This window comes from Serratia sp. GW822-FHT06E05 (assembly GCF_058799445.1).
The window spans coordinates 218773-240411 of the sequence record NZ_JBXALM010000001.1; the positions used below are offsets into that span (position 1 = coordinate 218773).

At 56.2% G+C, this 21639-nt stretch carries 18 protein-coding genes; 13 read left to right on the forward strand and 5 right to left on the reverse strand.

The features are described from left to right. Positions 1-30 precede the first annotated feature (30 nt). Positions 31-1758 (reverse strand): ABC-F family ATP-binding cassette domain-containing protein, encoded by a 1728-nt coding sequence (locus AC1RKC_RS00995; RefSeq protein ID WP_488764983.1) that lies wholly within the window; start codon positions 1756-1758, stop codon positions 31-33. Between the two features lie 506 nt (positions 1759-2264). Between AC1RKC_RS00995 and AC1RKC_RS01000 the strand changes: the two genes are divergently transcribed. Next, positions 2265-4691, forward strand: a complete 2427-nt coding sequence (locus tag AC1RKC_RS01000; RefSeq protein WP_488764982.1) for a DUF3772 domain-containing protein — start codon at positions 2265-2267, stop codon at positions 4689-4691. A 6-nt stretch (positions 4692-4697) separates the two neighbouring features. On the opposite strand, the gene AC1RKC_RS01005 is transcribed toward AC1RKC_RS01000, so the two are convergent. Further along, entirely contained in the window at positions 4698-5195 is a 498-nt protein-coding gene (locus tag AC1RKC_RS01005) for a DUF2938 domain-containing protein (RefSeq protein ID WP_488764981.1), read from the reverse strand. A gap of 100 nt (positions 5196-5295) precedes the next feature. On the opposite strand from AC1RKC_RS01005, the gene AC1RKC_RS01010 reads away from it, so the two are divergent. Next, positions 5296-5961, forward strand: a complete 666-nt coding sequence (locus AC1RKC_RS01010) for an ArsR/SmtB family transcription factor (protein WP_493092235.1) — start codon at positions 5296-5298, stop codon at positions 5959-5961. 21 nt (positions 5962-5982) lie between these two features. Here the strand turns inward: AC1RKC_RS01010 and AC1RKC_RS01015 are convergent, their stop codons facing one another. Then, a complete protein-coding gene (locus AC1RKC_RS01015) occupies positions 5983-6156 on the reverse strand; it encodes a hypothetical protein (RefSeq protein WP_020826993.1) in 174 nt (57 codons plus the stop codon). A gap of 174 nt (positions 6157-6330) precedes the next feature. Here AC1RKC_RS01015 and AC1RKC_RS01020 point away from each other — a divergent pair, with 174 nt between their 5' ends. After that, the gene (locus tag AC1RKC_RS01020) at positions 6331-6600 is read left to right on the forward strand and encodes a PTS sugar transporter subunit IIB (RefSeq protein ID WP_493092234.1); all 270 of its coding nucleotides are present in this window, start codon (positions 6331-6333) and stop codon (positions 6598-6600) included. On the opposite strand, the gene AC1RKC_RS01025 is transcribed toward AC1RKC_RS01020, so the two are convergent. Then, complete coding sequence (locus AC1RKC_RS01025) at positions 6601-7536, reverse strand: LysR family transcriptional regulator (RefSeq protein ID WP_048758812.1); 936 nt, start codon at positions 7534-7536, stop codon at positions 6601-6603. 123 nt (positions 7537-7659) lie between these two features. Between AC1RKC_RS01025 and AC1RKC_RS01030 the strand changes: the two genes are divergently transcribed. The 6 genes from AC1RKC_RS01030 (at position 7660) to AC1RKC_RS01055 (ending at position 15085) form a co-directional block, all read left to right on the forward strand. Next, a complete protein-coding gene (locus tag AC1RKC_RS01030) occupies positions 7660-8925 on the forward strand; it encodes an ABC transporter substrate-binding protein (protein ID WP_493092233.1) in 1266 nt (421 codons plus the stop codon). 33 nt (positions 8926-8958) lie between these two features. After that, the gene (locus AC1RKC_RS01035; RefSeq protein ID WP_020826989.1) at positions 8959-9954 is read left to right on the forward strand and encodes a carbohydrate ABC transporter permease; all 996 of its coding nucleotides are present in this window, start codon (positions 8959-8961) and stop codon (positions 9952-9954) included. Continuing rightward, positions 9951-10796, forward strand: coding sequence for a carbohydrate ABC transporter permease (locus AC1RKC_RS01040; protein WP_115058768.1), 846 nt, complete (start codon positions 9951-9953; stop codon positions 10794-10796). The genes AC1RKC_RS01035 and AC1RKC_RS01040 overlap by 4 nt, the downstream gene beginning before the upstream one ends. 32 nt (positions 10797-10828) lie before the next feature. Further along, the gene (locus AC1RKC_RS01045) at positions 10829-12190 is read left to right on the forward strand and encodes a family 4 glycosyl hydrolase (RefSeq protein ID WP_046373481.1); all 1362 of its coding nucleotides are present in this window, start codon (positions 10829-10831) and stop codon (positions 12188-12190) included. A gap of 64 nt (positions 12191-12254) precedes the next feature. Beyond that, entirely contained in the window at positions 12255-13370 is a 1116-nt protein-coding gene (locus AC1RKC_RS01050) for an ABC transporter ATP-binding protein (RefSeq protein WP_493092232.1), read from the forward strand. Between the two features lie 20 nt (positions 13371-13390). Next, complete coding sequence (locus tag AC1RKC_RS01055; protein WP_493092231.1) at positions 13391-15085, forward strand: glycoside hydrolase family 13 protein; 1695 nt, start codon at positions 13391-13393, stop codon at positions 15083-15085. A 55-nt stretch (positions 15086-15140) separates the two neighbouring features. On the opposite strand, the gene AC1RKC_RS01060 is transcribed toward AC1RKC_RS01055, so the two are convergent. Beyond that, positions 15141-17177, reverse strand: coding sequence for a TonB-dependent siderophore receptor (locus tag AC1RKC_RS01060; RefSeq protein WP_261137991.1), 2037 nt, complete (start codon positions 17175-17177; stop codon positions 15141-15143). A 495-nt stretch (positions 17178-17672) separates the two neighbouring features. Between AC1RKC_RS01060 and AC1RKC_RS01065 the strand changes: the two genes are divergently transcribed. From AC1RKC_RS01065 to dsdA, 4 genes are all read left to right on the forward strand, one after another. Then, positions 17673-19115: a sensor domain-containing diguanylate cyclase gene (locus AC1RKC_RS01065; protein ID WP_046373485.1), complete on the forward strand. Its 1443-nt coding sequence runs from the start codon at positions 17673-17675 to the stop codon at positions 19113-19115. A 114-nt stretch (positions 19116-19229) separates the two neighbouring features. Then, positions 19230-19583 (forward strand): DUF1428 domain-containing protein, encoded by a 354-nt coding sequence (locus AC1RKC_RS01070; RefSeq protein WP_046373486.1) that lies wholly within the window; start codon positions 19230-19232, stop codon positions 19581-19583. A 14-nt stretch (positions 19584-19597) separates the two neighbouring features. Further along, the gene (locus tag AC1RKC_RS01075; protein WP_048758826.1) at positions 19598-20068 is read left to right on the forward strand and encodes a VOC family protein; all 471 of its coding nucleotides are present in this window, start codon (positions 19598-19600) and stop codon (positions 20066-20068) included. Between the two features lie 210 nt (positions 20069-20278). Next, on the forward strand, positions 20279-21616 hold the full coding sequence (gene dsdA, locus AC1RKC_RS01080) for a D-serine ammonia-lyase (RefSeq protein ID WP_174574272.1): 1338 nt from the start codon (positions 20279-20281) through the stop codon (positions 21614-21616). Positions 21617-21639: the final 23 nt, after the last annotated feature.

The window sequence follows — 21639 nt, forward strand, 5'->3', positions numbered from 1 at the left end:
AAAAGGCCGCCCGCAGGCGGCCTGTACAGGTTAGTCCAGATTTAACTGTGCGGTAATGGTCGCGATTTCACTTCGCCATTGCTGCTGCAGCTGCACTTTTTGATGCTTGGGTTTACGCGCCAGATCTTCTTGCAGTTTGCTTTCCAGTTCAAACAGCGTGGCCAACAGTCGCTCCTCGTCTGCATGCTGCAATTCGCGACTGGCAGGCTGCTGGGACGAGGTGGTCATTGGCGCGGCCTCCGTCGCTTGTGCCAATCGGTGGTAGACCGGCTCCAGATCCCGCCACTCTTCCAGCCTTTGCTGGTCAATCAACCAGAAGCGGTTACAGCTATTTTCGATCAGCATTCGGTCGTGGGTGACCAGCATCACTGCGCCTTCAAACTGACGCAGGGTCTCGGCCAGCTCTTCTTTGCCTTCCATATCCAGGTGGTTGGTCGGCTCGTCGAGCAATAACAGAGAGTAGTTGGCCAGCGTCAGCCCAACAAACAGCAGGCGCGAACGCTCGCCGCCGCTCAGGGTGCTGATGCGCTGCTGATGACGCAGGTAAGGGAACCCGGCACCAATCAGCGCCATTTTCCGCTGTTCCTCGGTCAGCGGCGCGAAATGCGACAACGCCTCGCTCAGCGTATCCTCGTCACGCAGTTGCTGCAGGCTTTGATCGTAATAGCCGATGCGGACTCGCGGGTGGAACACGGCTTCCCGTTGGTTTGGGTCTTGGTATTCGCGCCACAGATGATGTAGCAACGAAGATTTACCGCAGCCGTTACGCCCGACGATGGCGATGCGATCCCCGCTTTTAACCCGCAGCGATGCAAGCCTGAACAGAACCGGAGCCTCCGCCGCCGGGCGCACGTCCAGTTGCGGCAAGGCCAGCAGGCGATCGGCATCCAGCACCTCGCCCTTTAACCTGAGCCGCCATTGGCTGCCTGCGCTCAACGTGGTTTGCTCTTCTTTCAGCCGTTCAACGCGTTTTTCCATTTGCTTGGCCTTGCGAGCCAGGTCTTCGTTATCGTAAACCCGCCCCCACACGGCCAACCGCTGGGCACTTTTCGCCACCCGGTCGATCTCTTTCTGCTCCGCCTGACGGCGGTGTGTGTCCGCTTCATCCTGTTCCTCCAGTGCCTTGCGTGCGGCGGTACAGGGCAGGCGGAAAAACTGCAGAGTTTTATCGCGCAGGATCCAGGTGCAGTTGGTGACCTGATCCAGCAAATGCCGATCGTGAGATACCAGTACGAAGCTGCCGGACCAGTTTTGCAGAAACTGCTCCAGCCACAGCAGGGTCGGCAGGTCCAGGTGATTGCTCGGCTCATCCAGCAGCAGCAGGTCGGGTTGGCGAATCAACGCGCGCGCCAACAGCAAGCGCGTATGCTGGCCGCCGCTCAGTGTGCCCGCAGTCAGTGTCCATGACGTTGGCGCAAAGCCAAGGCTGCTTAGCAGCACTTCGCCTTGCCAGCTTTCACTGACGCGTTGGTTTTCCGGTAGTCGCGCCATGACCGCATCCAGCAGGCTGCAGTCGTGCAGAGCTTCGGGCAGGTGCTGTTCCACCCGCGCCATCAGGCACTGGTGGGCAGGGGTTACGCTGCCGGTGCTGGCGGGCAGATCGCCACTGAGGATTTTAAGCAGGGTGCTTTTACCGCAGCCGTTGTGGCCGATTAAACCGATGCGATCGCCTTTTTTCAGGCTAAAGGAAACCTCAACCAGCAGAGGGCCGAAATTGTTGTCGTAGCCGACAGATAATGCAGAAAGTAATGTGCTCATTGCTTACTCAAGAGTTACAGGCATGTGTATGCCTATCGTCAAACATCGCTGACGACAACCCGGTAAGCCGGAGGGAAGGGACTCAAATGTTAGTAAGCTTCGCTCAAGCCTGGGTTATCGCAGCACGATACCGGCAATGCTTGAGCAGCGGCAATTACTATAGAAGTGTGAGTAAAAAAACAATTCACACATCGGCATAGTAATCCTCCTTTTATAACGTAGGTTAATGAATGAGCTGAGTATAGGGGGCTTTGGCAGGTTGCGCTAGTGTAAATTTGCAGCGTTATCAGTGCGGTAAGCGGTAAGCGGTAAGCGGTAAGCGGTAAATCTTCATTGTTTTTAGTGACGTTGTCACCATGAGAATCGTGCTGAATGGGAGTAATACTGATATTTAAGCGGAGATTAAGCAGTTATCATAATCTCAGTTTATGATTAGCCAGGCGGGTCGGTGACTACCGGCCCGCCTGTTTCGTTTGTCTATCATGTAAAGGCTGAGCCACGAATTTATGTTAAAGCCCCGTCAGATTATTCTTTTCCTGTTCCTGCTGTTTGGCTTGCAGTTGGTGCCGCTGACCAGCGTTGCCGCACAGGATGACAGCCCGGTAGCCGAAAGCCAGCCGGACCCTGCGACCGCCCTGAAAAACTACCAGAAGCAGTTGGACAGCATCAAACAGCAGGTTTCCAAAGCCAGTAACGATACCCAGCTCAGTAAGCTGAAATTGACCACTGACGATCTGGCCGCCAAGCTGGAAAAGCTGGCGGCCGACTTGCAACCGGCGCAAGAGAAGCTGCAGGCGCAGCTGGACGTGTTGGGGCCGCAACCGGCGGCAGGCGCGTTGGCGGAAAACGCGGCAGTGGTACAACAGCGCAATGCCTTGAATAACAGCAAGAAGCAGCTCGACGAAGCGGTTCAACGCGCACAGGCGATGAGAGCTGGCGTGCTCGATCTGGGGCAACAAATCAGTGACTTACGTCGCGTCGCGTTCAAAAGTCAGCTGGCGTTGAACACCGGTAGCGTGTTGGGCACCAAATTTTGGACGCCGGTGATAAAGCCTGCCGATGACGACGTGCAGCGCCTGGATCAGTTCAACGCCGCAATGAAACAGACCTGGGACGCCAGTTGGCAGGAAGATTCACGTTACGGCACCCTGGGTCTGTTGGTATTGGCGGTGGTTATCTGGTCGTGGGGGCGCTATTTTTCCGAGCGTTTCCTGGCGTGGGTGAGCATCCGTTATCTTCCGGACGGGCGTTTGCGCCGCAGTTTTATGGCAATCATGACCGTCACCGTCACGGTTGTTACTACCAGCATTGCGTTGAACCTGCTGTTCCTCACCTTCACACGCGTACAACCCTTACCGGTGATGCTGGAGGATTTCGCCGGGAGTTTTTATCAGTTAGGGATTTTCTGCGCGCTGATTGCCGGACTGGGGCGCGCAACGCTGTCACTTAATCGCCCTTCGTGGCGCCTTGGCACCCTGGATAATGCCGTTGCCTCAGGTCTGCGCTATTTCTCGCCGCTGTTGGCCGGGCTGGCATTGGCATTTGGTACGGTAGAACTTATTAATAATGCCGTCAGCGCCAGTTTGAGTACCACCATTTTTGGTAACGGCCTGGTTGCCGGCTTGATTGGCATGGTGTTGCTGGCGATGCCACTGCGTTCTCAGCGTATCCGCCGTCAGTTGGAGCAGCAGGGCGAACACGTAGAGAAGCGCTCCACCATCAGTGGGCTTTTGCATATGAGCACCCTGGTGTGTTCAAGCGTGATCTTGCTTTCGCTGCTGATAGGGTATATCGCTTTTGCCCGTTTCCTGACCTATCAGGTGATTTGGATCGCACTGGTGTTAATGACGTTCTATTTCCTGGTGTTGTTCGCCACTGACCTGTGCGCGGCAATCTTCTCGCCGCAAACCGCCAGCGGCAAGATGCTGAAGAAGTCGCTTAATTTTAAGGATCGCCACCTGGAGCAGATGGCGATCATCTTCACCGCCATCGCCAAGTGCTCGCTGCTGTTGTTGATGATTGTCTCGTTGTTTAACGGCTCGTTTGGCACCACGACGCCCAACTCGCTGTTGGAAAAGATCATCGCCATTCTTAGCGGCGAAGGGCTGAAACAACTGAACATTGTGCCCGGCAACCTGATCAATGCGGTGATTTGCCTGGCCATTGGCATCTATATACTGCGAGTTACCCAGCGCTGGTTAAGCCAGGAACTGCTGCCAAAAACCATTGCAGACATTGGTATTCGTGCGTCGCTGGTGACGTTGTTCAGCAACGTGGGCTACGTGCTGTTGATCCTGATTACCCTGGCGGCGCTGGGCATCCAGTGGAACAACCTGGCCTGGATCGTCAGTGCCTTGTCGGTGGGTATCGGTTTTGGTTTGCAGGAAATCGTGAAGAACTTTATTTCCGGTTTGATTCTGTTGACCGAACGCCCGGTGAAAGTCGGCGATATGATCGGTATCGGCGGCGTAGAGGGGGACGTGCGTCGTATCAATGTGCGCGCCACCGAGATCCAGCTTAGCGACCGCTCGACGATGATCGTACCTAACTCTCAACTTATCTCGCAAAACGTGCGTAATGCCACCATGGGCAATGCGCAGGGGGTGGTAACCATTGCGCTGACCTTCCCGACGGATATCGATCCGGAGCAGGTTCGCAACATCCTGCTGAGCGCTTATCAGGAATATGAGGCCATTCTGGATGCCCCGGCGCCCTATGTGCGCTTCAGCCAGCTCGGCCCGGATGGCATTATCCTCAGCGTGACCGGTTATGTCGCCAGCCCGCGCATGGTCGGTTCAACCAAGAGCGAACTGTTGTTCAATATTCTCAAATTGCTGCGGGCACACCGTGTCAACATGTCGAGCCCGCAGGAAGTGGTGTTTATGAAACAGCAGGCGAAAAATCTGGCCAACGAAGAAGAACAATCTTCGTAGCTGGGATTACCACAGCCCGGCGCAAAGGACAGCGCTGAGATAAAGGCCTACGCCGAACACGGCGTGGGCCATCAGGCTGCGCAACCGTGCCACCGGCGGATTAGGTGTTTTGCTGGCTGCGATACCGGCACCCATACCGGGCTGCATCAGTAAAAACGGGGCGCAGACGCTGACCACGCCAAACGCCAGCGCCGGTAACAGCGTAGGGTGACGCAGCCAGTTTTGCCCGCCCAGAACCAGCAGCAAGGCGGCGAAAACTATCCCTATGGCGTAATGGGCCCCCCAGCCGATCGGCTTTTCGAAGCGTACCTGCGCTGCTTGTCCGATGTTTTCATGCCTAAAGCGGCCACGTGGAAAATGTCCGATCCAGCGGCCCACCATCGCGTAGTTTAGCGAGGGGATGCCAAACACTCGCTGGAGTAACCCAGCCCAAAGATCCATAACCAGCGTGGCTCCGGTGCCGAGAGTCAACGATGCCACGATAAACTCCATTTCGTTATTCACTGCCCATTCTCCTTATTGTTGGGGATGGTCGATTATTCATGGGGTTTTTGATACACTATCATTCAATTGATTTATTGAATGATGAAAGAGGGCGGATGGAATGTCAACCAAGGATAACGATCCTCAACCGCAGCTGTTTGCCGAGTTGGCGGAATTGGCACGCAGCCTGGGGAACGCGCATCGGCTGATGTTGTTGGAGCATATTGCCCAGGGTGAGCGAGCGGTGGAACGGCTGGCGGCACTTGCCGGGCTGACGATCGCCAATGCTTCGCAGCACCTGCAACACTTGAAACACAGCGGGTTTGTGCAGAGCCGTCGTGATGGCAAACAGGTGCTATATCGCCTCGGCGACGGCCCGGTGCTCAACCTGTTGGCGGCACTGCGTCAGTATGCGGAACATAACCGAGCGGAAATCCGCGCGCTGGTAACGGACAGCCTGCAGCAACCTGAGGCGTTAGAGGCCATTTCGCGTGAAGAGCTGCTGTCGCGGATAGAGGAAAACGACGTAATTCTGCTCGACGTACGCCCGCATGAAGAGTATGCGCTGGGGCATTTACCGGGCGCATTGAACATTCCGTTGGAAGAGCTTGAGCGTCGATTGGCCGAGTTACCCGAAGGCCGTGAAGTGGTCGCCTATTGCCGCGGCCCTTACTGCGTGCTTTCGGTTAACGCCGTTGCTGCGCTGCGCGCCAAAGGTCGCGAGGCCCGCAGGCTGGAAGACGGATTTCCTGACTGGAAAGCGGCGGGCCTGCGTATAGAGATCTGATCGCGGCCCGCATGGCTTGCGTTAGTGCATCGCCGGTACCACGGACTGAGAGCAGTCGCTGTTGGCGCTGGCGGAGGAATTATTGCAGGTTTGTGGATCATTATGCACCGGCGGTGGCGGCACATCCTGTGGGCCGCCCCGGCCAAGGCAGCCGGAAAGCATCAGCATCAAAAACAGGGGAATTATCGCTTTCATCTCAATTACCTCCTATCTGTACACTCCGTTAAGTATATGCCTTGTAACAGATTGGGGGCGCCGAATGATGCGTTATAGATAGGGTCTATATTGCACCGGGTGAAACCAATTTCACTTCGGCCTGCCGCCGGCTCTATGCTGTTGTTGCATAGGCAATCTTTTTCTGGAGGCACAATGGAAACACATCAGCTTGCGGCGTCGGTGCTGGCCGCCTTTGGCGGAGCGGAAAACCTGACCAAAATACGCTACTGCGCCAGCCGTATCAGGGTGGAACTGCGCGATGCCGGGTGGCTGGATCGACCGGGCATCGAAGACCTGAACGGTGTTAAAGCGCTGTTGGAGGTCGACACTCCACGTCTGACTACCGAATATCAGCTGGTGGTGGGGCCGGGCAATGCCCGACCGCTGTACCAGGCGCTGGTGGCGCTGACCGGCGAGAAGTAGCTACGACAACAGCGGGCGGATCTGTTCCAGGTGCTGCTGCATTAGTGTTTGCATCTGCACCACATGCGGGGCATCCGCCTTTTCACGCATCAGATAGATACCGACGGTGCAACGTGGTCCCGGCTGGATCAGCTGCAGGGGTTCAATGCCGTAATCCGCAAAATAACCCGCCATACAGGAGGGATAGCTCAGCAGTACCGCATCGGAATCGTTGATCATGTCTACAGCCGACATCATGGAATTGGTCGAACAAATTACCCGCTCCGCCAGATGCAGGCGGTTTCGCGCCAGCTTTTTCGGCTGCATATCTTCCACCATATGATGATAACGACTTTCATCCGGGGTTAGCTCAACGCAGGGGTAGTCCAGTAGCGCATCCGGGCCCACCGTTTGTCCCAGCAGCGGGTGTCCGCGCCGCACGAACATACTGTCGGTGGTGCCAAACAGCGGCAGAAAGCTGATACCTGCTTTAGGGTTCAGCCCCTGAATTTCATGGCCGATAAACAAGTCGATATCCCCGCCCAATAACAGGTCCATCAGGCGCAGGTGGTTGCCCAGATCGATATGGATATTCACCATCGGATGCAGCTTGCGGTAGGCATTGAAGCTGTCGCGTACAAACATATACCACCAGGCATGACCCGTGCCCATACGCAGGCTCTGCTCCTGACGTGCTTTGATAAATGCCAGTTTGATCAGCGTGTTGTCGTAGATACGCTGCATCATCTGCGCCTGCTCCAACAGCAGATCGCCGTACTCGGTGGTTTTTACCCCGGTTGAGGTTCGCTCCAGCAGCTGTACCCCGAGGTTCTCTTCCAGTTTCTTCATGTTGTGGGTCAGCGTCGGCTGGCTCAGGCAAAGTTTGTTTGCTGCATGACTCACATTTTTGAACATCGCCACTTCGATAAACTGCCGCAGAATTTTGTCCACGATCATATTTTCCACTGGTGGTATAGAAAGTTTCTATATCGTAGCGGTGAAAAACGATTTCCGCCAATGACCTGCCTTCGATAGCTTGCTCCTATGCCGGTATTCCCAGCCGCCACCAGAGAGGATGCAATGAGAAGATTGATACCGAGTATGGTTGCCGCCGCACTGGCGTTGATGTCCGGGCAAGTATTGGCCGACACGTTGCGTATGCAATGCGCGCCAAGCAAAGAAGGGCGCCAATACTGCAACGAGATCAAACAGCGCTTTGAGGCTCAGACTGGCCATACCCTGGAATTTATCGATCTGCCTCCTGCCTCCGATGAAAAGCTGTCGCTGTTCCAGCAACTGTTTGCCGCCAAAGACGCCAGCGCCATCGATCTGTTTCAGGCCGACACCGTATGGATCGGCGTATTGAACAAACACCTGCTGGATCTGACCGACAGCGTGAGCGACATCAAACAGGATTTCTTCCCCGCCGCCTGGCAAAACAACGTGGTTAATGGCCGGGTCAAAGCGGTGCCAGCCTATCTGGACAGCGGTGCGCTCTACTACCGCAAGGATCTGCTGGAGAAATACGATGAACAACCGCCGGAGACCTGGGCCGATCTGACCCGCGTCGCAACCCACATTCAGCAAGCTGAGCGTGCCGCCGGCCACAAAAACTTTTGGGGGCTGGTGTTTCAGGGAAAATCTTATGAGGGGCTGACCTGCAACGCCCTGGAGTGGGTAGCGTCGCAAAACGGCGGCAGTTTTATTGATGCTCAGGGCAATATCACCATTAACAACCCGCAAGCGGCGCAAGCGCTGAATATGGCCGCCGGTTGGATTGGCAAAATCACGCCGAAAGGCACGCTTGGCTACATGGAAGAAGAGTCGCGGGCGGTATTCCAAAACGGCGATGCGCTGTTTATGCGCAATTGGCCCTACGCCTACGTGCTAGCGCAGGACAGTAGCAGCGCGATCCGCGGCAAAGTGGGTGTGATGCCGTTGCCGAAAGGGGCTGACGGCCATTCGGTCAGCGCGTTGGGCGGTTGGCAGTGGGCGATCAACGGCTATACCAAACACCCCGAGGCGGCCATCGCGCTGCTGAAAATCGTCAGCGATGCCGAATCGCAAAAAAGGGCGCTGGCGTTACTGGGTCAGGCTCCTTCGCGCACCGCGCTGTATGACGATCCGCAAGTATTGGCGCAGGCGCCTTATTTGGCAGATTTCAAGGGCATATTCGCGCAGGCCATGCCGCGCCCGGCCACTCAAACCAAACGGCAATACGCGCAGGTTTCCCGAGCCATCTACAACGCCACCTTTGACGTATTGCGCGGTGACAGTGACGGTGTCACCGCCGTGGCGGATTTACAGCAGCGACTGGAACGGATCAAAGCCAGAGGATGGCGCTGAATCATCTCCCCATTAACCGCCGGAGTCTGATGCATGAAACGCGATACGCACGCTTTATCCCTGACGGCTACCCCTGATGAGTCAGCCCAGGTGCTGCCGGCCAGGCGCAGCAAGCTTAATCACCAGCAGCGGCGCAGCCGCATCGCCTGGTTACTGGTGGCGCCGGCGATGTTGCTGCTGGCGGTGGTAGCCGGCTGGCCGCTGCTGCGCACCCTGTTTTACAGCTTTACCGACGCCATGCTGGACGCGCCGGACGATTATCGGTTTGTCGGCTTCGCCAACTATCTGGATCTGACCGAGGGCGGCCACCACTACGGGGTGTTGGCGGATCCGCTTTGGTGGCTGGCGGTAGGCAACACGCTGCGCTTCAGTTTGCTGTCGGTATCGCTGGAACTGGTGTTCGGCATGCTGCTGGCGCTGCTGATGAATCAAAAATTCCGCGGCCAGGGGCTGGTGCGCACCGCCATTTTGGTGCCCTGGGCCATTCCGACCATCGTGTCCGCCAAAATGTGGGGCTGGATGTTCCACGATCAGTACGGCGTGGTGAACGACCTGCTGCTTAAAACCGGCATTATCGCCACGCCCTTGGCCTGGGTAGCGGAGCCGGGGCTGTCAATGTGGGCGGTGGTGATTGCCGACGTGTGGAAGACCACGCCGTTTATGGCCTTGATGTTGCTGGCGGCGCTGCAACTGATCCCCGGCGATCTGTATGAGGCCGCCCGCGTCGACGGTGCCAATGCCTGGCAGCGGTTCCGCCGCATCACCTTGCCGTTGATTATGCCGGCAATGATCGTCGCGCTGATTTTCCGGGTGATGGATGCGCTACGGGTATTTGATCTGATTTACGTGCTGACTTCCAACAGCGAAGCCACGGTATCGGTGTCCGGTTACGCCCGCGATCGTATGGTCAGCTATCAGGAAATGGGCTCCGGCTCTGCCGCATCGGTACTGGTCTTTATGATGGTGGCGGGGATCGCCGCTTGCTTCCTTACGCTGGGCCGCCTGAACGACAAGGAGAAACAAGCATGAAACTGAGCCGCCAACATCAGAAATACGGCCATAAAACGCTGATCTTCGCCGCGGCCGCCTTGGCCAGTGTGATCTGCCTGTTTCCGTTCTACTACGCGCTGATCACCTCGTTGCGTTCCGGGCAGGATCTGTTCCAGGTTGCTTATCTGCCGGGCAATCTGCACTGGGGTAATTATCTGACCGCATTGATGGAAAATGGCATTGCCCGCAGCCTGCTGAACTCCATTGTTGTGGCGACGCTGACGGTAGGCATTTGCCTGCTGGTGTCGATCACCGCCGCTTTTGCTCTGGCGCGTATCCGTTTTCGCGGCCGTAAGTATCTGCTGTTCACCATTCTTTGTGTCTCGATGTTCCCGCAGGTGGCGGTGTTGTCCGGCATGTTTGAGTTGGTGCGTTTTATGGGGCTGTACGACTCCTTGGGCGCTCTGGTGCTGTCCTATACCACCTTCTCGCTGCCGTTTACCGTCTGGGTGCTGACCACCTTTATGAAGGCGATCCCGGCGGAGCTGGAAGAGGCGGCGATCGTCGACGGTGCCGGCACCTGGACCATTATCACCCGCATCTTCGCGCCAATTATGGGGCCGTCGCTGGTGACCACCGGGCTGCTGGCCTTTATCGGCGCCTGGAATGAATTCATGTTCGCCCTGACGTTTGTCATTTCCAGCGGCAAGCGCACCGTGCCGGTCGCCATCGGCATGCTGCAGGGCGCCTCTCAGTTCGAACTTCCCTGGGGCACCATCATGGCGGCCTCGGTCATTGTCACACTGCCGATCATCGCACTGGTCCTGATATTCCAGCGTCGCATCGTCAGCGGATTAACCAACGGCGCAGTAAAAGGCTGATTTTCGATTAACCCTGAAGCAGGAGAAAAGTAATGGCTACAAAAATCGTTTTAGTGGGTGCGGGCAGTGCGCAATTCGGCTATGGCACGCTGGGGGATATCTTCCAGAGCAAAACGCTGTACGGCAGCGAGATTGTGCTGCACGACATCAACCCGTCTGCACTGGCAGTGACCGAGAAAACCGCCCGGGACTTTCTGGCTGCTGAAGATCTGCCGTTTACCGTCAGCGCCACTACCGATCGTAAAACTGCGCTGAAAGGGGCGGAGTTCGTGATTATCTCCATCGAAGTGGGTGACCGTTTCGCACTGTGGGATCTCGACTGGCAGATCCCGCAGCAATACGGCATCCAGCAGGTATACGGAGAAAACGGTGGGCCTGGCGGGCTGTTCCACTCGCTGCGGATTATTCCGCCGATCCTCGACATTTGTGCCGACGTTGCCGACATCTGTCCCAACGCCTGGATATTTAACTATTCCAACCCGATGAGCCGCATTTGCACCACCGTGCATCGTCGCTTCCCGCAGCTCAATTTTGTCGGCATGTGTCATGAAATCGCCTCACTTGAGCGCTATTTACCGGAAATGCTCGGCACGTCGTTCGAGAATCTAAACCTGCGCGCCGCTGGGCTTAACCACTTCAGCGTGTTGTTGGAGGCCAGTTACAAAGACAGCGGCAAGGATGCCTATGGCGACGTGCGCGCCAAGGCACCGGACTATTTCTCCCGCCTGCCGGGCTACAGCGATATCCTGGCGTATACCCGCACCCACGGTAAACTGGTGCAGACCGAAGGCAGCACTGAGCGTGATGCGTTGGGCGGCAAAGACAGCGCTTATCCCTGGGCTGACCGCACCCTGTTCAAGGAGATTCTGGAGAAATTCCACCACCTGCCAATCACCGGCGACAGCCACTTTGGCGAGTACATCCGCTGGGCCAGCGAGGTCAGCGATCATCGGGGCATTCTCGATTTTTATACCTTCTATCGCAATTACCTGGGGCACGTGCAGCCGAAAATCGAATTGAAGCTGAAAGAGCGCGTGGTGCCGATCATGGAAGGGATCCTGACCGATTCCGGCTATGAGGAGTCGGCGGTCAATATACCGAACCTGGGCTTTATCAAACAGCTGCCGGACTTTATTGCGGTGGAGGTGCCGGCGATTATCGATCGCAAAGGCGTGCACGGTATTAAAGTGGATATGCCGGCCGGTATCGGCGGGCTGCTCAGCAACCAGATCGCCATTCACGATTTAACCGCCGATGCGGTGATTGAAGGCTCGCGCGATCTGGTGATCCAGGCGCTGCTGGTGGATTCGGTCAACGACAAATGCCGTGCGATCCCTGAGCTGGTCGACGTGATGATCTCTCGCCAGAGCCCGTGGCTTGATTATCTGAAATAAGCCGGATAGCGGGGCGCACATTGGCGCCCCGCTGACTGCCAACTGGGGTGAGAACGGGGGGAATATGGCGCAACTTACGCTTGAAAAACTGCAAAAACGCTATGGCGCTAACGCAGAGGTGATTAAATCGCTGGATCTGCACATCAACAGTGGGGAATTTGTGGTGATCGTCGGGCCTTCCGGCTGCGGTAAATCAACCCTGTTGCGGATGATCGCCGGGCTGGAGGAGATCAGCAGCGGCGGCATGTATATCGATGGCAACTACGTTAACGACGATACCCCGGCTGAACGCGGTATTGGCATGGTGTTCCAGTCTTACGCGCTCTATCCGCATATGAGCGTCTATAAAAACATGGCGTTTGCACTGGAGCTGGCGGGCCATTCCGCGGCTGAAATCGACAGCCGGGTGCGCGAGAGCGCACGCATTTTGCAGCTCGAGCCGCTATTGGAACGCCGCCCGAAGGATCTTTCGGGCGGGCAGCGGCAACGGGTGGCGATTGGTCGGGCCATCGTGCGCGAGCCTAAGCTGTTTTTATTCGACGAACCGCTGTCCAACCTCGATGCGTCACTGCGGGTGCAAATGCGTATGGAAGTGACGTCGCTGCATAAGCGGCTGGGGTCGACCATCATTTATGTTACCCACGATCAGGTTGAAGCCATGACCTTGGCGGATCGCATCGTGGTGCTGAACCAAGGCCATGTCGAGCAGGTCGGCACGCCGCTGGAACTCTATGACCAACCGGCCAATGAATTTGTCGCGCAGTTTATCGGTTCACCGAAGATGAACCTGATCCCGGCGATACTCCGGCGTGCCGGTGAGCAGCAAAGCGTGGTCGAGCTGGACAACGGCAAGGCGCTGATACTGCCGATCGCCACGCCTCCCGAGGCGGAAGGCCAGAGCGTCAACGTCGGTATCCGCCCGGAGCATATTCGGGGGGGCGAACGCGCTGAGTGCGAGTTTCAGGGCGAGGTGATGTTTGTCGAACACATGGGGAATGAAACCTACCTCTATCTGGACAACGGCAACGCCGGTGAACCCTGGGTGCTGCGCAATCCCGAGCGCTCCAGCATCCAGGCCGGCGATACCGTCGGCGTGCGGCTGCCGGTAGAGTGTTGTTATCTGTTTGACCGTCAAGGTCGGGCGTTTCAGCGCATTTTGACCTCGGCGCAGGCGCATTAATTTATTAAGGAAGCACAGCCATGAGCGGTGGGCAGACAGTACAGTGGTGGAAGCAGGCGGTGGTGTATCAAATCTACCCGCGCAGCTTTATGGACTCCAACGGTGACGGTATAGGTGACCTGAATGGCATTACGGCCAAGTTGGATTACTTGCAGTGGCTGGGTATCGACGTGATTTGGATCTGTCCGATGTACCGCTCGCCGAACGACGACAATGGCTACGATATCAGTGATTATCAGGCCATAATGACCGAATTTGGCACCATGGACGACTTTGACCGCCTGCTGGCCGAAGTACACGCCCGGGGAATGCGGCTGATACTCGATCTGGTGGTTAACCACACGTCTGACGAACATCCGTGGTTTATTGAGTCCCGATCATCTCAAGCCAGCGCCAAACGCGATTGGTATATCTGGCGTGACGGTAAAAATGGCGCGGAACCCAACAACTGGGAGAGCATTTTCAACGGCTCGGCCTGGAAATATGACCCCGGCAGCGAGCAATACTTCCTTCATCTGTTCTCGGAGCGTCAACCGGACCTGAACTGGGAAAACCCGCAGGTGCGTGCGGCGCTGTACGACATGATGCGCTGGTGGCTGGATAAGGGCATTGACGGTTTCCGCATCGACGCCATCTGCCATATGAAAAAGCAGCCGGGGCTGACCGACATGCCCAATCCGCTTGGGTTGCGTTACGTGCCGTCTTTCGAGCGGCATCTGAACTATGAGGGCCTGCTGGAGTATGTCGATGACCTGTGCGAACAGGTGTTTAATCGCTATGACATCATGACGGTGGGCGAAATGAACGGGGCTTCGGCGGAGCAGGGTGAAGACTGGGTAGGCGAGCAGCACGGCCGCTTGAACATGATTTTCCAGTTCGAGCACGTCAAGCTGTGGGAAAACAACCACCAGCATTCGCCGCATGCCGGAGCAAACGTGCTGGGCCTGAAAGACATCTTTACCCGCTGGCAGACGCTGCTGGAGGGCAAGGGGTGGAATGCTCTGTATGTTGAAAACCACGATATCCCGCGCGTGGTGTCGAAATGGGGCGACGATAAGCAGTATTGGCGCGAAAGTGCCACTGCCATCGCCGCGATGTATTTCCTGATGCAGGGAACACCGTTTATCTACCAGGGGCAGGAGCTGGGGATGGCCAACACCCGCTTCGATAGCCTGGCCGATTTTAACGATATTGCCGCCAGAAACCGTTTTGCCAAGCTGCGCGAGCAGGGCATGGACGAGGCGCAGATCCTGGCGTTTCTGGGCCGCAGCGGACGCGATAACTCGCGCACGCCAATGCAGTGGGACGACAGCGTCAACGCCGGTTTCAGCTCAGCCGCGCCCTGGTTTGCGGTCAATGCCAACTATCCGCAGATCAACGTGGCGCGTCAGCGCGAAGAAGCCGATTCGGTACTGAATTTCTATCGGGCGCTAATCCGTCTGCGCAAGCAGGATCCAGTGTGGATCGAAGGTCGCTATCAGTTACAACTGGCGGAACATCCGCATATTTACGCTTATAGCCGCACCCTGGGTACGCAGCGGAGGTTGGTGCTTTGTAATTTGAGCAACGAGGCGCAACGGATAAATTCACGGGTATTAGCGCTGGGTGAATGGCAGCTGGCATTAGGGAATTATCAGGACAGCGGTGAGCTGCAAAGGCTGCGCCCATATGAAACTCGAGTCTATCAGCGGCAAAAAAATCTCAGCTGTATTTAATCCCGGCCGTGTTCGCTCTCCTCGGATGCAGCTGGCTGCATCCGAGGAGACAGGATCAGAAATCTACCGTCGCCTGCAAACTCAGGCTACGGGGTTCGCCCTCGATCACACGCAGGTTCCCTGCACTGGACTCATAATATTCACGGTTGAACAGGTTTTTGACGTTCAGCTTAATCTGGGTGTGTTTACCCACCAGTTTGCTGTCCCAGGCAATAAACGCATCCGCCACGGTATATGCTGGCATGGTAAAACTGTTTTCCGGATCGCCGGCGCGGCGTCCGACATAGCGTCCGCCGCCACCAAGGCGCACATCACCAGGCACTAACGGCACAGTGATGCGATGGCTGAGGTACAGGCTACCCATATTGGTTGGGGCGTTGACCAACCGGTTACCGACGTTATCCGGATTGAGGTTGTCTTCGACAATCTGGGTTTTGTCGTAACTGTAATTGGCCGTAAGATCCCAATCGTGGGCCACTTCACCGTTGAGTTCCAGCTCAATGCCGGTGGAGCGAGCCTTAGGAATGCTGCGGGTCACGCCGTTGATGAAGATCGACATGTTTTCTTCATCTATACGGTACAGCGCCAGCGTGGCATCCACCGCCGGAGTGATTTGCCATTTGCCGCCCATTTCATAGGTCGTGCCGGTTTCAGGCGTCGCGACGTTACCGTTGTCATCCACCGCCGTCGAGGGGGTAAAGGACTGACTGTAGTTGGCGTACAGAGAAACGCCCGGCGTCAACTTATATACCACGCCAGCCTGCGGCAGGAATTTGTTGCCTTTGTCATTCAGTGTGTTTTGCGGGTTTTGGAATCCGTTGCTGTTGTTCTGGTAGTACGACTGGTAGCGTGCGCCCAGGACGGCAATCCACTGGTCAGTTAAATGAATGCTGTCTTTGGCGTAGACCGAGCGGCTATATAAGCGGCTGCGCAGATTACTTAACGCATCATTGTAAGTGCTGCTGTTGGTTATCGGCGTTTCGCCGTAGACCGGATCGTACATATTAAAGGTATTCGACACCTTGCCGCGGTAAGAGTAGGCCTTGTACGTTTCATTTTTTTCATAGTCAACGCCAACCAGCAGGTCATGCTGCATGCTCAATACCACCGGCGACCCGTTTACGTCCCAGGAATAGTAAGAGGTTTGATGGTTGAAGCCGCGGTTGGCATCCGCCCGGCGTGAAACCACACCGGTTGTAGTGTTGATGGCGGTGGCGCGCACTTCGTTGCTGTCATAGCGTCGCTGCATCCAGGCATAGTTAAAACGGGTGGTCCAGGTACTGTCCAGCGCGTACTCATAATGAGTATTGAGGCGTTTGTTTTTGCCCCAGGCGTGGTTGGCATAGTCGTCCAGCCTGCGGTTATAGGGGACATCGACCGGCGTGCCATTGATAAAGGCAGTGCCGCGATCGTAAGGAATATCGTACTTATACTCACTGTAGGCTATGTTGAAGGTCGCTTTATCACCATACCAACTGAGTGAGGGGGCTAACAGCGTATGTTCATTGGTGCCAAAATTGCGCCAGTAATCCTGATGCTGACGCTCGGCGATAAAACGGAAAGCAAAACCGTTTCCCAAAGGGCCGGTGACGTCGAGGGTACCACTGCCGCCACCAAAGCTGCTGGTGGCACCGCTGATGCGGGTATTCCAGTCGTATTGCGGTTTTTTGCTGATTAGATTAATGATGCCGCCGGGATTGAGAATTCCGTACAGCAAAGAGGCAGAGCCTTTCAACACCTCAACGCGATCGGTGGTGGCATCCATGCTCAACCCCTGATTGCTGCGGACACCGTCGACAAATACCGAGCCGTCAGAGTTGACGCCAAAGCCGCGTTTGACAAAGCCGTCCTCCGTGCCGCCCAGGGTATTACCTTGAGTCACGCCGCTGACGAATTTCATCGCATCATTGACGCTTTTAACCTGAAAGTCGTTAATGATCTCAGGCGTGACGACGCTGACGGACTGCGGCACGTCACTGAGCGGAGTGGCTGTTTTACTCCCCGTTGAGGCCGTGTCGGCATTGTAACCCTCAGTGGGAAGTGAGCGCGTGGTCACGGTAAGCGTGTCATCTTCGGCCCAGACGGTGGTCATGGCCAGCCCCGGTAAAACGGTGACGAGGAGGGGAAGTGTACGAAGCGCCGGATGCTTTTTTGTTTTAGTCGGACGTGGGTTTTCTACCTGATGCATACCATTCCATATCAAATTAATAAATAAAAACGATTATCATTATTATTATAATTTGCATATGTAGGATTTGTGTAGTGAATGTTTATCAAGCGCGCACTGGTGGGGGAATTTGACCACATTGTTCCGTGTTGGATTTGGTCGGCGGTGTTTTTATCTGAAGATTAATCGCCAAGATAACGATATCCGCTCCCTTGCTCTTCAGGCTGCCGCAGAGGTGACAGCTTGAAACATAATAATATTTTTAAATTTTCAATTAGCTGATGCCAGTCCGGTGAAAACTGGCAATAATATCTGTCTGACAGCACATTTTGCGTGCGACGTCAGGCATGCTGGCCAGCGGGTTGGACGCCGTCATGCAGACAGGATTTTTCGTATTTTTTGCAAGCTTCTGGAAGCAAGATGCACACCACTGAGTTACCTGGTGCCACAAAATTACAGCACGCATTAATCGTATTCCTGCTGGTGTTCGGCCTGTGCCTGTTTGGCATTGTGAGCCGGCCCTCCGGGCTGTTGTCCTCGTTTTGGCCGGCCAATGCGGTGCTGCTGGCGCTGCTGGTGCGTTATCCGGCGCTAGCCAGCCCCTGGGGTTGGCTGATGGCGATTCTGGGCTATATGGCGGCGGATCTGATCACCGGCAGCACGGTCGTGAAAGCCGCATTGCTCAATGGCGCCAACATTACCGGTGTCGCGGTCGGGTTTTTCCTGTTTATGCGTTTGTCGCCGCAGGTCAGAACGCTGGAACGCACCTCGTCCAGCATTTTTCTGTTCGCCATCTGCCTGACGAGCGCGACCGCCACGGGGTTAGTCGGTGCCGGGGCTTCGGTGCTGCTTTTCGACCGCCAATTCCTGCCCGCCATGGCGCTGTGGCTGTCTTCGGAGTTTACCCATTACATTACCCTGATGCCGTTTATCCTGACTTTCCCCACCGACTGGAAAGGCTACCTGCATAGCCTTAACCAGGCGGTGTTCCGCCGCAGCCAGTGGTACAGCATCTGTAGAAAAATGGCGGTGTTAATCCTGCTGCTGGTGGCGTGCATTTGCAGCGTCCTGATCGGCGGCCCCGGTGCGGTGATTTTCCCGATGCCGATCCTGTTGTGGCTGGCAATGACCTTCTCCTTGTTCAGCACCATGATCGCGGTGCTGGCCTATGTATTGTGGTGCCATTTCGCCATCGACATGGGGCTGATTGCGACCAATCTCGACATGAAGCTGTTGCAGAATACGGTGTCGATGCGGCTTGGCGTGGCTTTGTTGGCGTTGGGCCCGATCGCCGTTGCCAGCATGAACTATGCCCGCAATGCATTGTTGCGCAGGCTGGAACATGTGGCGAATCACGATGCATTGACCCACGTATTAACCCGCAGCGCGTTTATGCAGCGCGGTACCAAGCTGGTCAGCCAGAAAGGGGAACACGTCTGCATCATGATGCTGGATATCGACTACTTTAAGTCGATCAACGATCGTTTTGGCCACGCCGGCGGTGACGCGGCGCTGCTGTCCTTCACGCGAGCCATTACCGCTGATCTGCGCGATCAGGATCTGTTTGGTCGCATGGGTGGGGAAGAGTTTGCCATTGTTGCGCCGATAGCCCAGCAGCAGGACGCACTGTCACTGGCCGAGCGGCTGCGCCGTCGTGTGGAAATCGAATCCATCACCATGCCTGCCGGAACCTCGTTGCAAATTACCGTCAGTATCGGCATGGTCACCTGCATTGGTGGGTCAGGCCAAAACCTGGACAACCTGCTGAAAATCGCCGATCTGGCGGTCTACAAAGCTAAAAACAGCGGCCGCAATCGGGTCGCCACGCCAGAATTACTCTCCCGCGCTTATACCGACCTCTGAAGCCCCCTGCGCCCTGTGAATGGTTGACCCCACTAATGGGGTCTAAAATGGTAGAGGGCACCGGCAACTCCGCCGGCGCCACCCCGACTGTCGAATCGACAAGAGGAATCTCCTATGAAATATGTTGATGGCTTTGTAGTGGCGGTGCCGGCCGCCAATAAGGAGGCGTATCTAAAACTGGCGGCTGCGGCAGCTCCTCTGTTTAAGGAATTCGGTGCCACACGCGTTGTTGAGTGTTGGGGCAATGATGTCCCCGACGGCAAACTTACCGATTTTCGCGGTGCGGTGAAGGCCGAAGCCGATGAAGTGGTGGTGTTCAGCTGGATTGAGTACCCCTCCAAGGCGGTGCGTGACGATGCCAACCAGAAGATGATGGCCGATCCGCGCATGAAAGCCTTGGGTGACCAAATGCCCTTTGACGGCAAACGCATGATTTTCGGCGGTTTCGAACCGATCCTGGATCAGTAGCGGAGGGGGATATCGTGAAAATCACCCAACACTTATGGTTTGAAAAAGATATGGATGCGGCGCTGCGGTGCTACATAGATTTGATCCCCGGCTCCTCCCTGACCTGGCATTCTACCTTGCCCGCCGATACTCCCAGCGGCCCGGCTGGCAGCGTCAAACTGGCGACTTTTGTTCTCGGCGACCAGCGCTATGCGGCGATTGAAGCCGGGCCCCTGGATCCGTTCAATCACAGCTTTTCCATCATGGTCGAGTGTGCGGATCAGGCGGAAGTGGATCGGCTGTGGGAAGCCCTGAGCGACGGTGGCAGCGTTGAACAGTGCGGTTGGCTGCGCGACCGCTGGGGATTGAGCTGGCAGATTGTGCCCAAACGGTTGACGGAGCTGATGGCTGACCCCGATAGCCTGAAGGTGAAAAGGGTCACCGAAGCGATGCTACGGATGGTCAAGCTGGATATCGCCGGGCTGGAAGCGGCGGCTCGTGAGTAATATGGCCTTGGCAAATGCCCCGCAGAAGGTACGCCTGCGGGGCGCTTTAGATGATTACTTGTCATTCAAAACCTACCAAAAGTTTATAAATTGACGTAAATCACCTTATTGCATCAATGCTGCTCATCTAAGGCTGATTTTTTATCATTTGTCAGCTCAGGCGAATCGCTGCACTCTAGGGCTAACCTTTTTGCAGCGCAGAGAAAAACAATGGAAAAGACACAGATTCAGCAATTAGTGACGCAATTCCCGCTGGTGCAGGAGCTGATCGACCTTAAGCCGGTGACCTGGTTCAACCCGCAAGCGACGACTTTGCAGGTCGGCTTGCCCCACGTCGGGCTGGGCGCTGAAGACGTAGCTGAGGCAGAACAGCGGCTGGCGCGTTTTGCGCCTTACCTGAGCGTAGCCTTCCCCGAAACTCAAGCCACTAAAGGGGTAATCGAGTCTGAGGTTGTCGCTCTGCCTGCGTTGCAAACGGCATTGAACCAACGCTATGGCCTGACATTGGGCGGGCGGTTACTGCTTAAAAAAGACAGCCATCTCCCGATCTCCGGTTCGATCAAGGCTCGCGGCGGTATTTACGAGGTGCTGGCGCATGCGGAAAAGCTGGCTCTGGAAGCCGGGCTGCTGCAGTTGACGGATGACTACGCCAAGCTGTTTTCGCCGGAGTTCCGCGAATTTTTCGGCGGCTATCGCATTGCCGTAGGGTCGACTGGCAACCTCGGGATGTCGATCGGCATTATCAGCGCTCGCCTCGGCTTTAGCGTCAGCGTGCACATGTCGGCGGATGCCCGCGAATGGAAAAAGCAAAAGCTGCGCGATAACGGCGTCAACGTGGTGGAATATGAACAAGATTATGGGGTCGCCGTTGAACAGGGTCGTTTGCAGGCGGCGAGCGATCCACGCTGCTTCTTCATCGATGACGAAAACTCGCAGACGCTGTTTCTGGGCTATGCCGTGGCCGGTGGGCGGCTGAAACGCCAGTTTGCCGAGAGCGGCATTCGGGTCGATGCTCAGCATCCTTTGTTTGTTTATCTGCCCTGTGGCGTCGGCGGCGGCCCCGGCGGGGTGGCATTTGGCTTGAAACTGGCCTTCGGGGACCACGTACGTTGCATCTTTGCCGAGCCGACGCATTCGCCTTGCATGCTGCTTGGTGTGCATACCGGGCTGCACGACGGTATCTCGGTCCAGGATCTGGGTATCGACAACCAGACCGCCGCGGATGGATTGGCGGTGGGGCGCGCCTCCGGTTTTGTCGGCCGTGCGATGGAACGTCTGCTTGCGGGGTTCTATACCCTGAGCGATGCTGAGATGTTTGCGCTGTTAGGCCTGTTGGATCGACATGAACATATTCAGCTTGAGCCTTCGGCATTAGCCGGCATGCCGGGGCCATGGCGCGTAGCGGCCGATGCGGAGTGGTTGGCGAGCCAGGGGTTGAATGAGGAGCAGATGAACCATGCTACCCACCTGGTGTGGGCAACCGGTGGCGGCATGGTGCCGGAAGCTGAGATGGCGAAATATTTGGCTCAAGCGGCACAAGCGCTTTAAACGGGCAGTAGCGAAATCAGAGT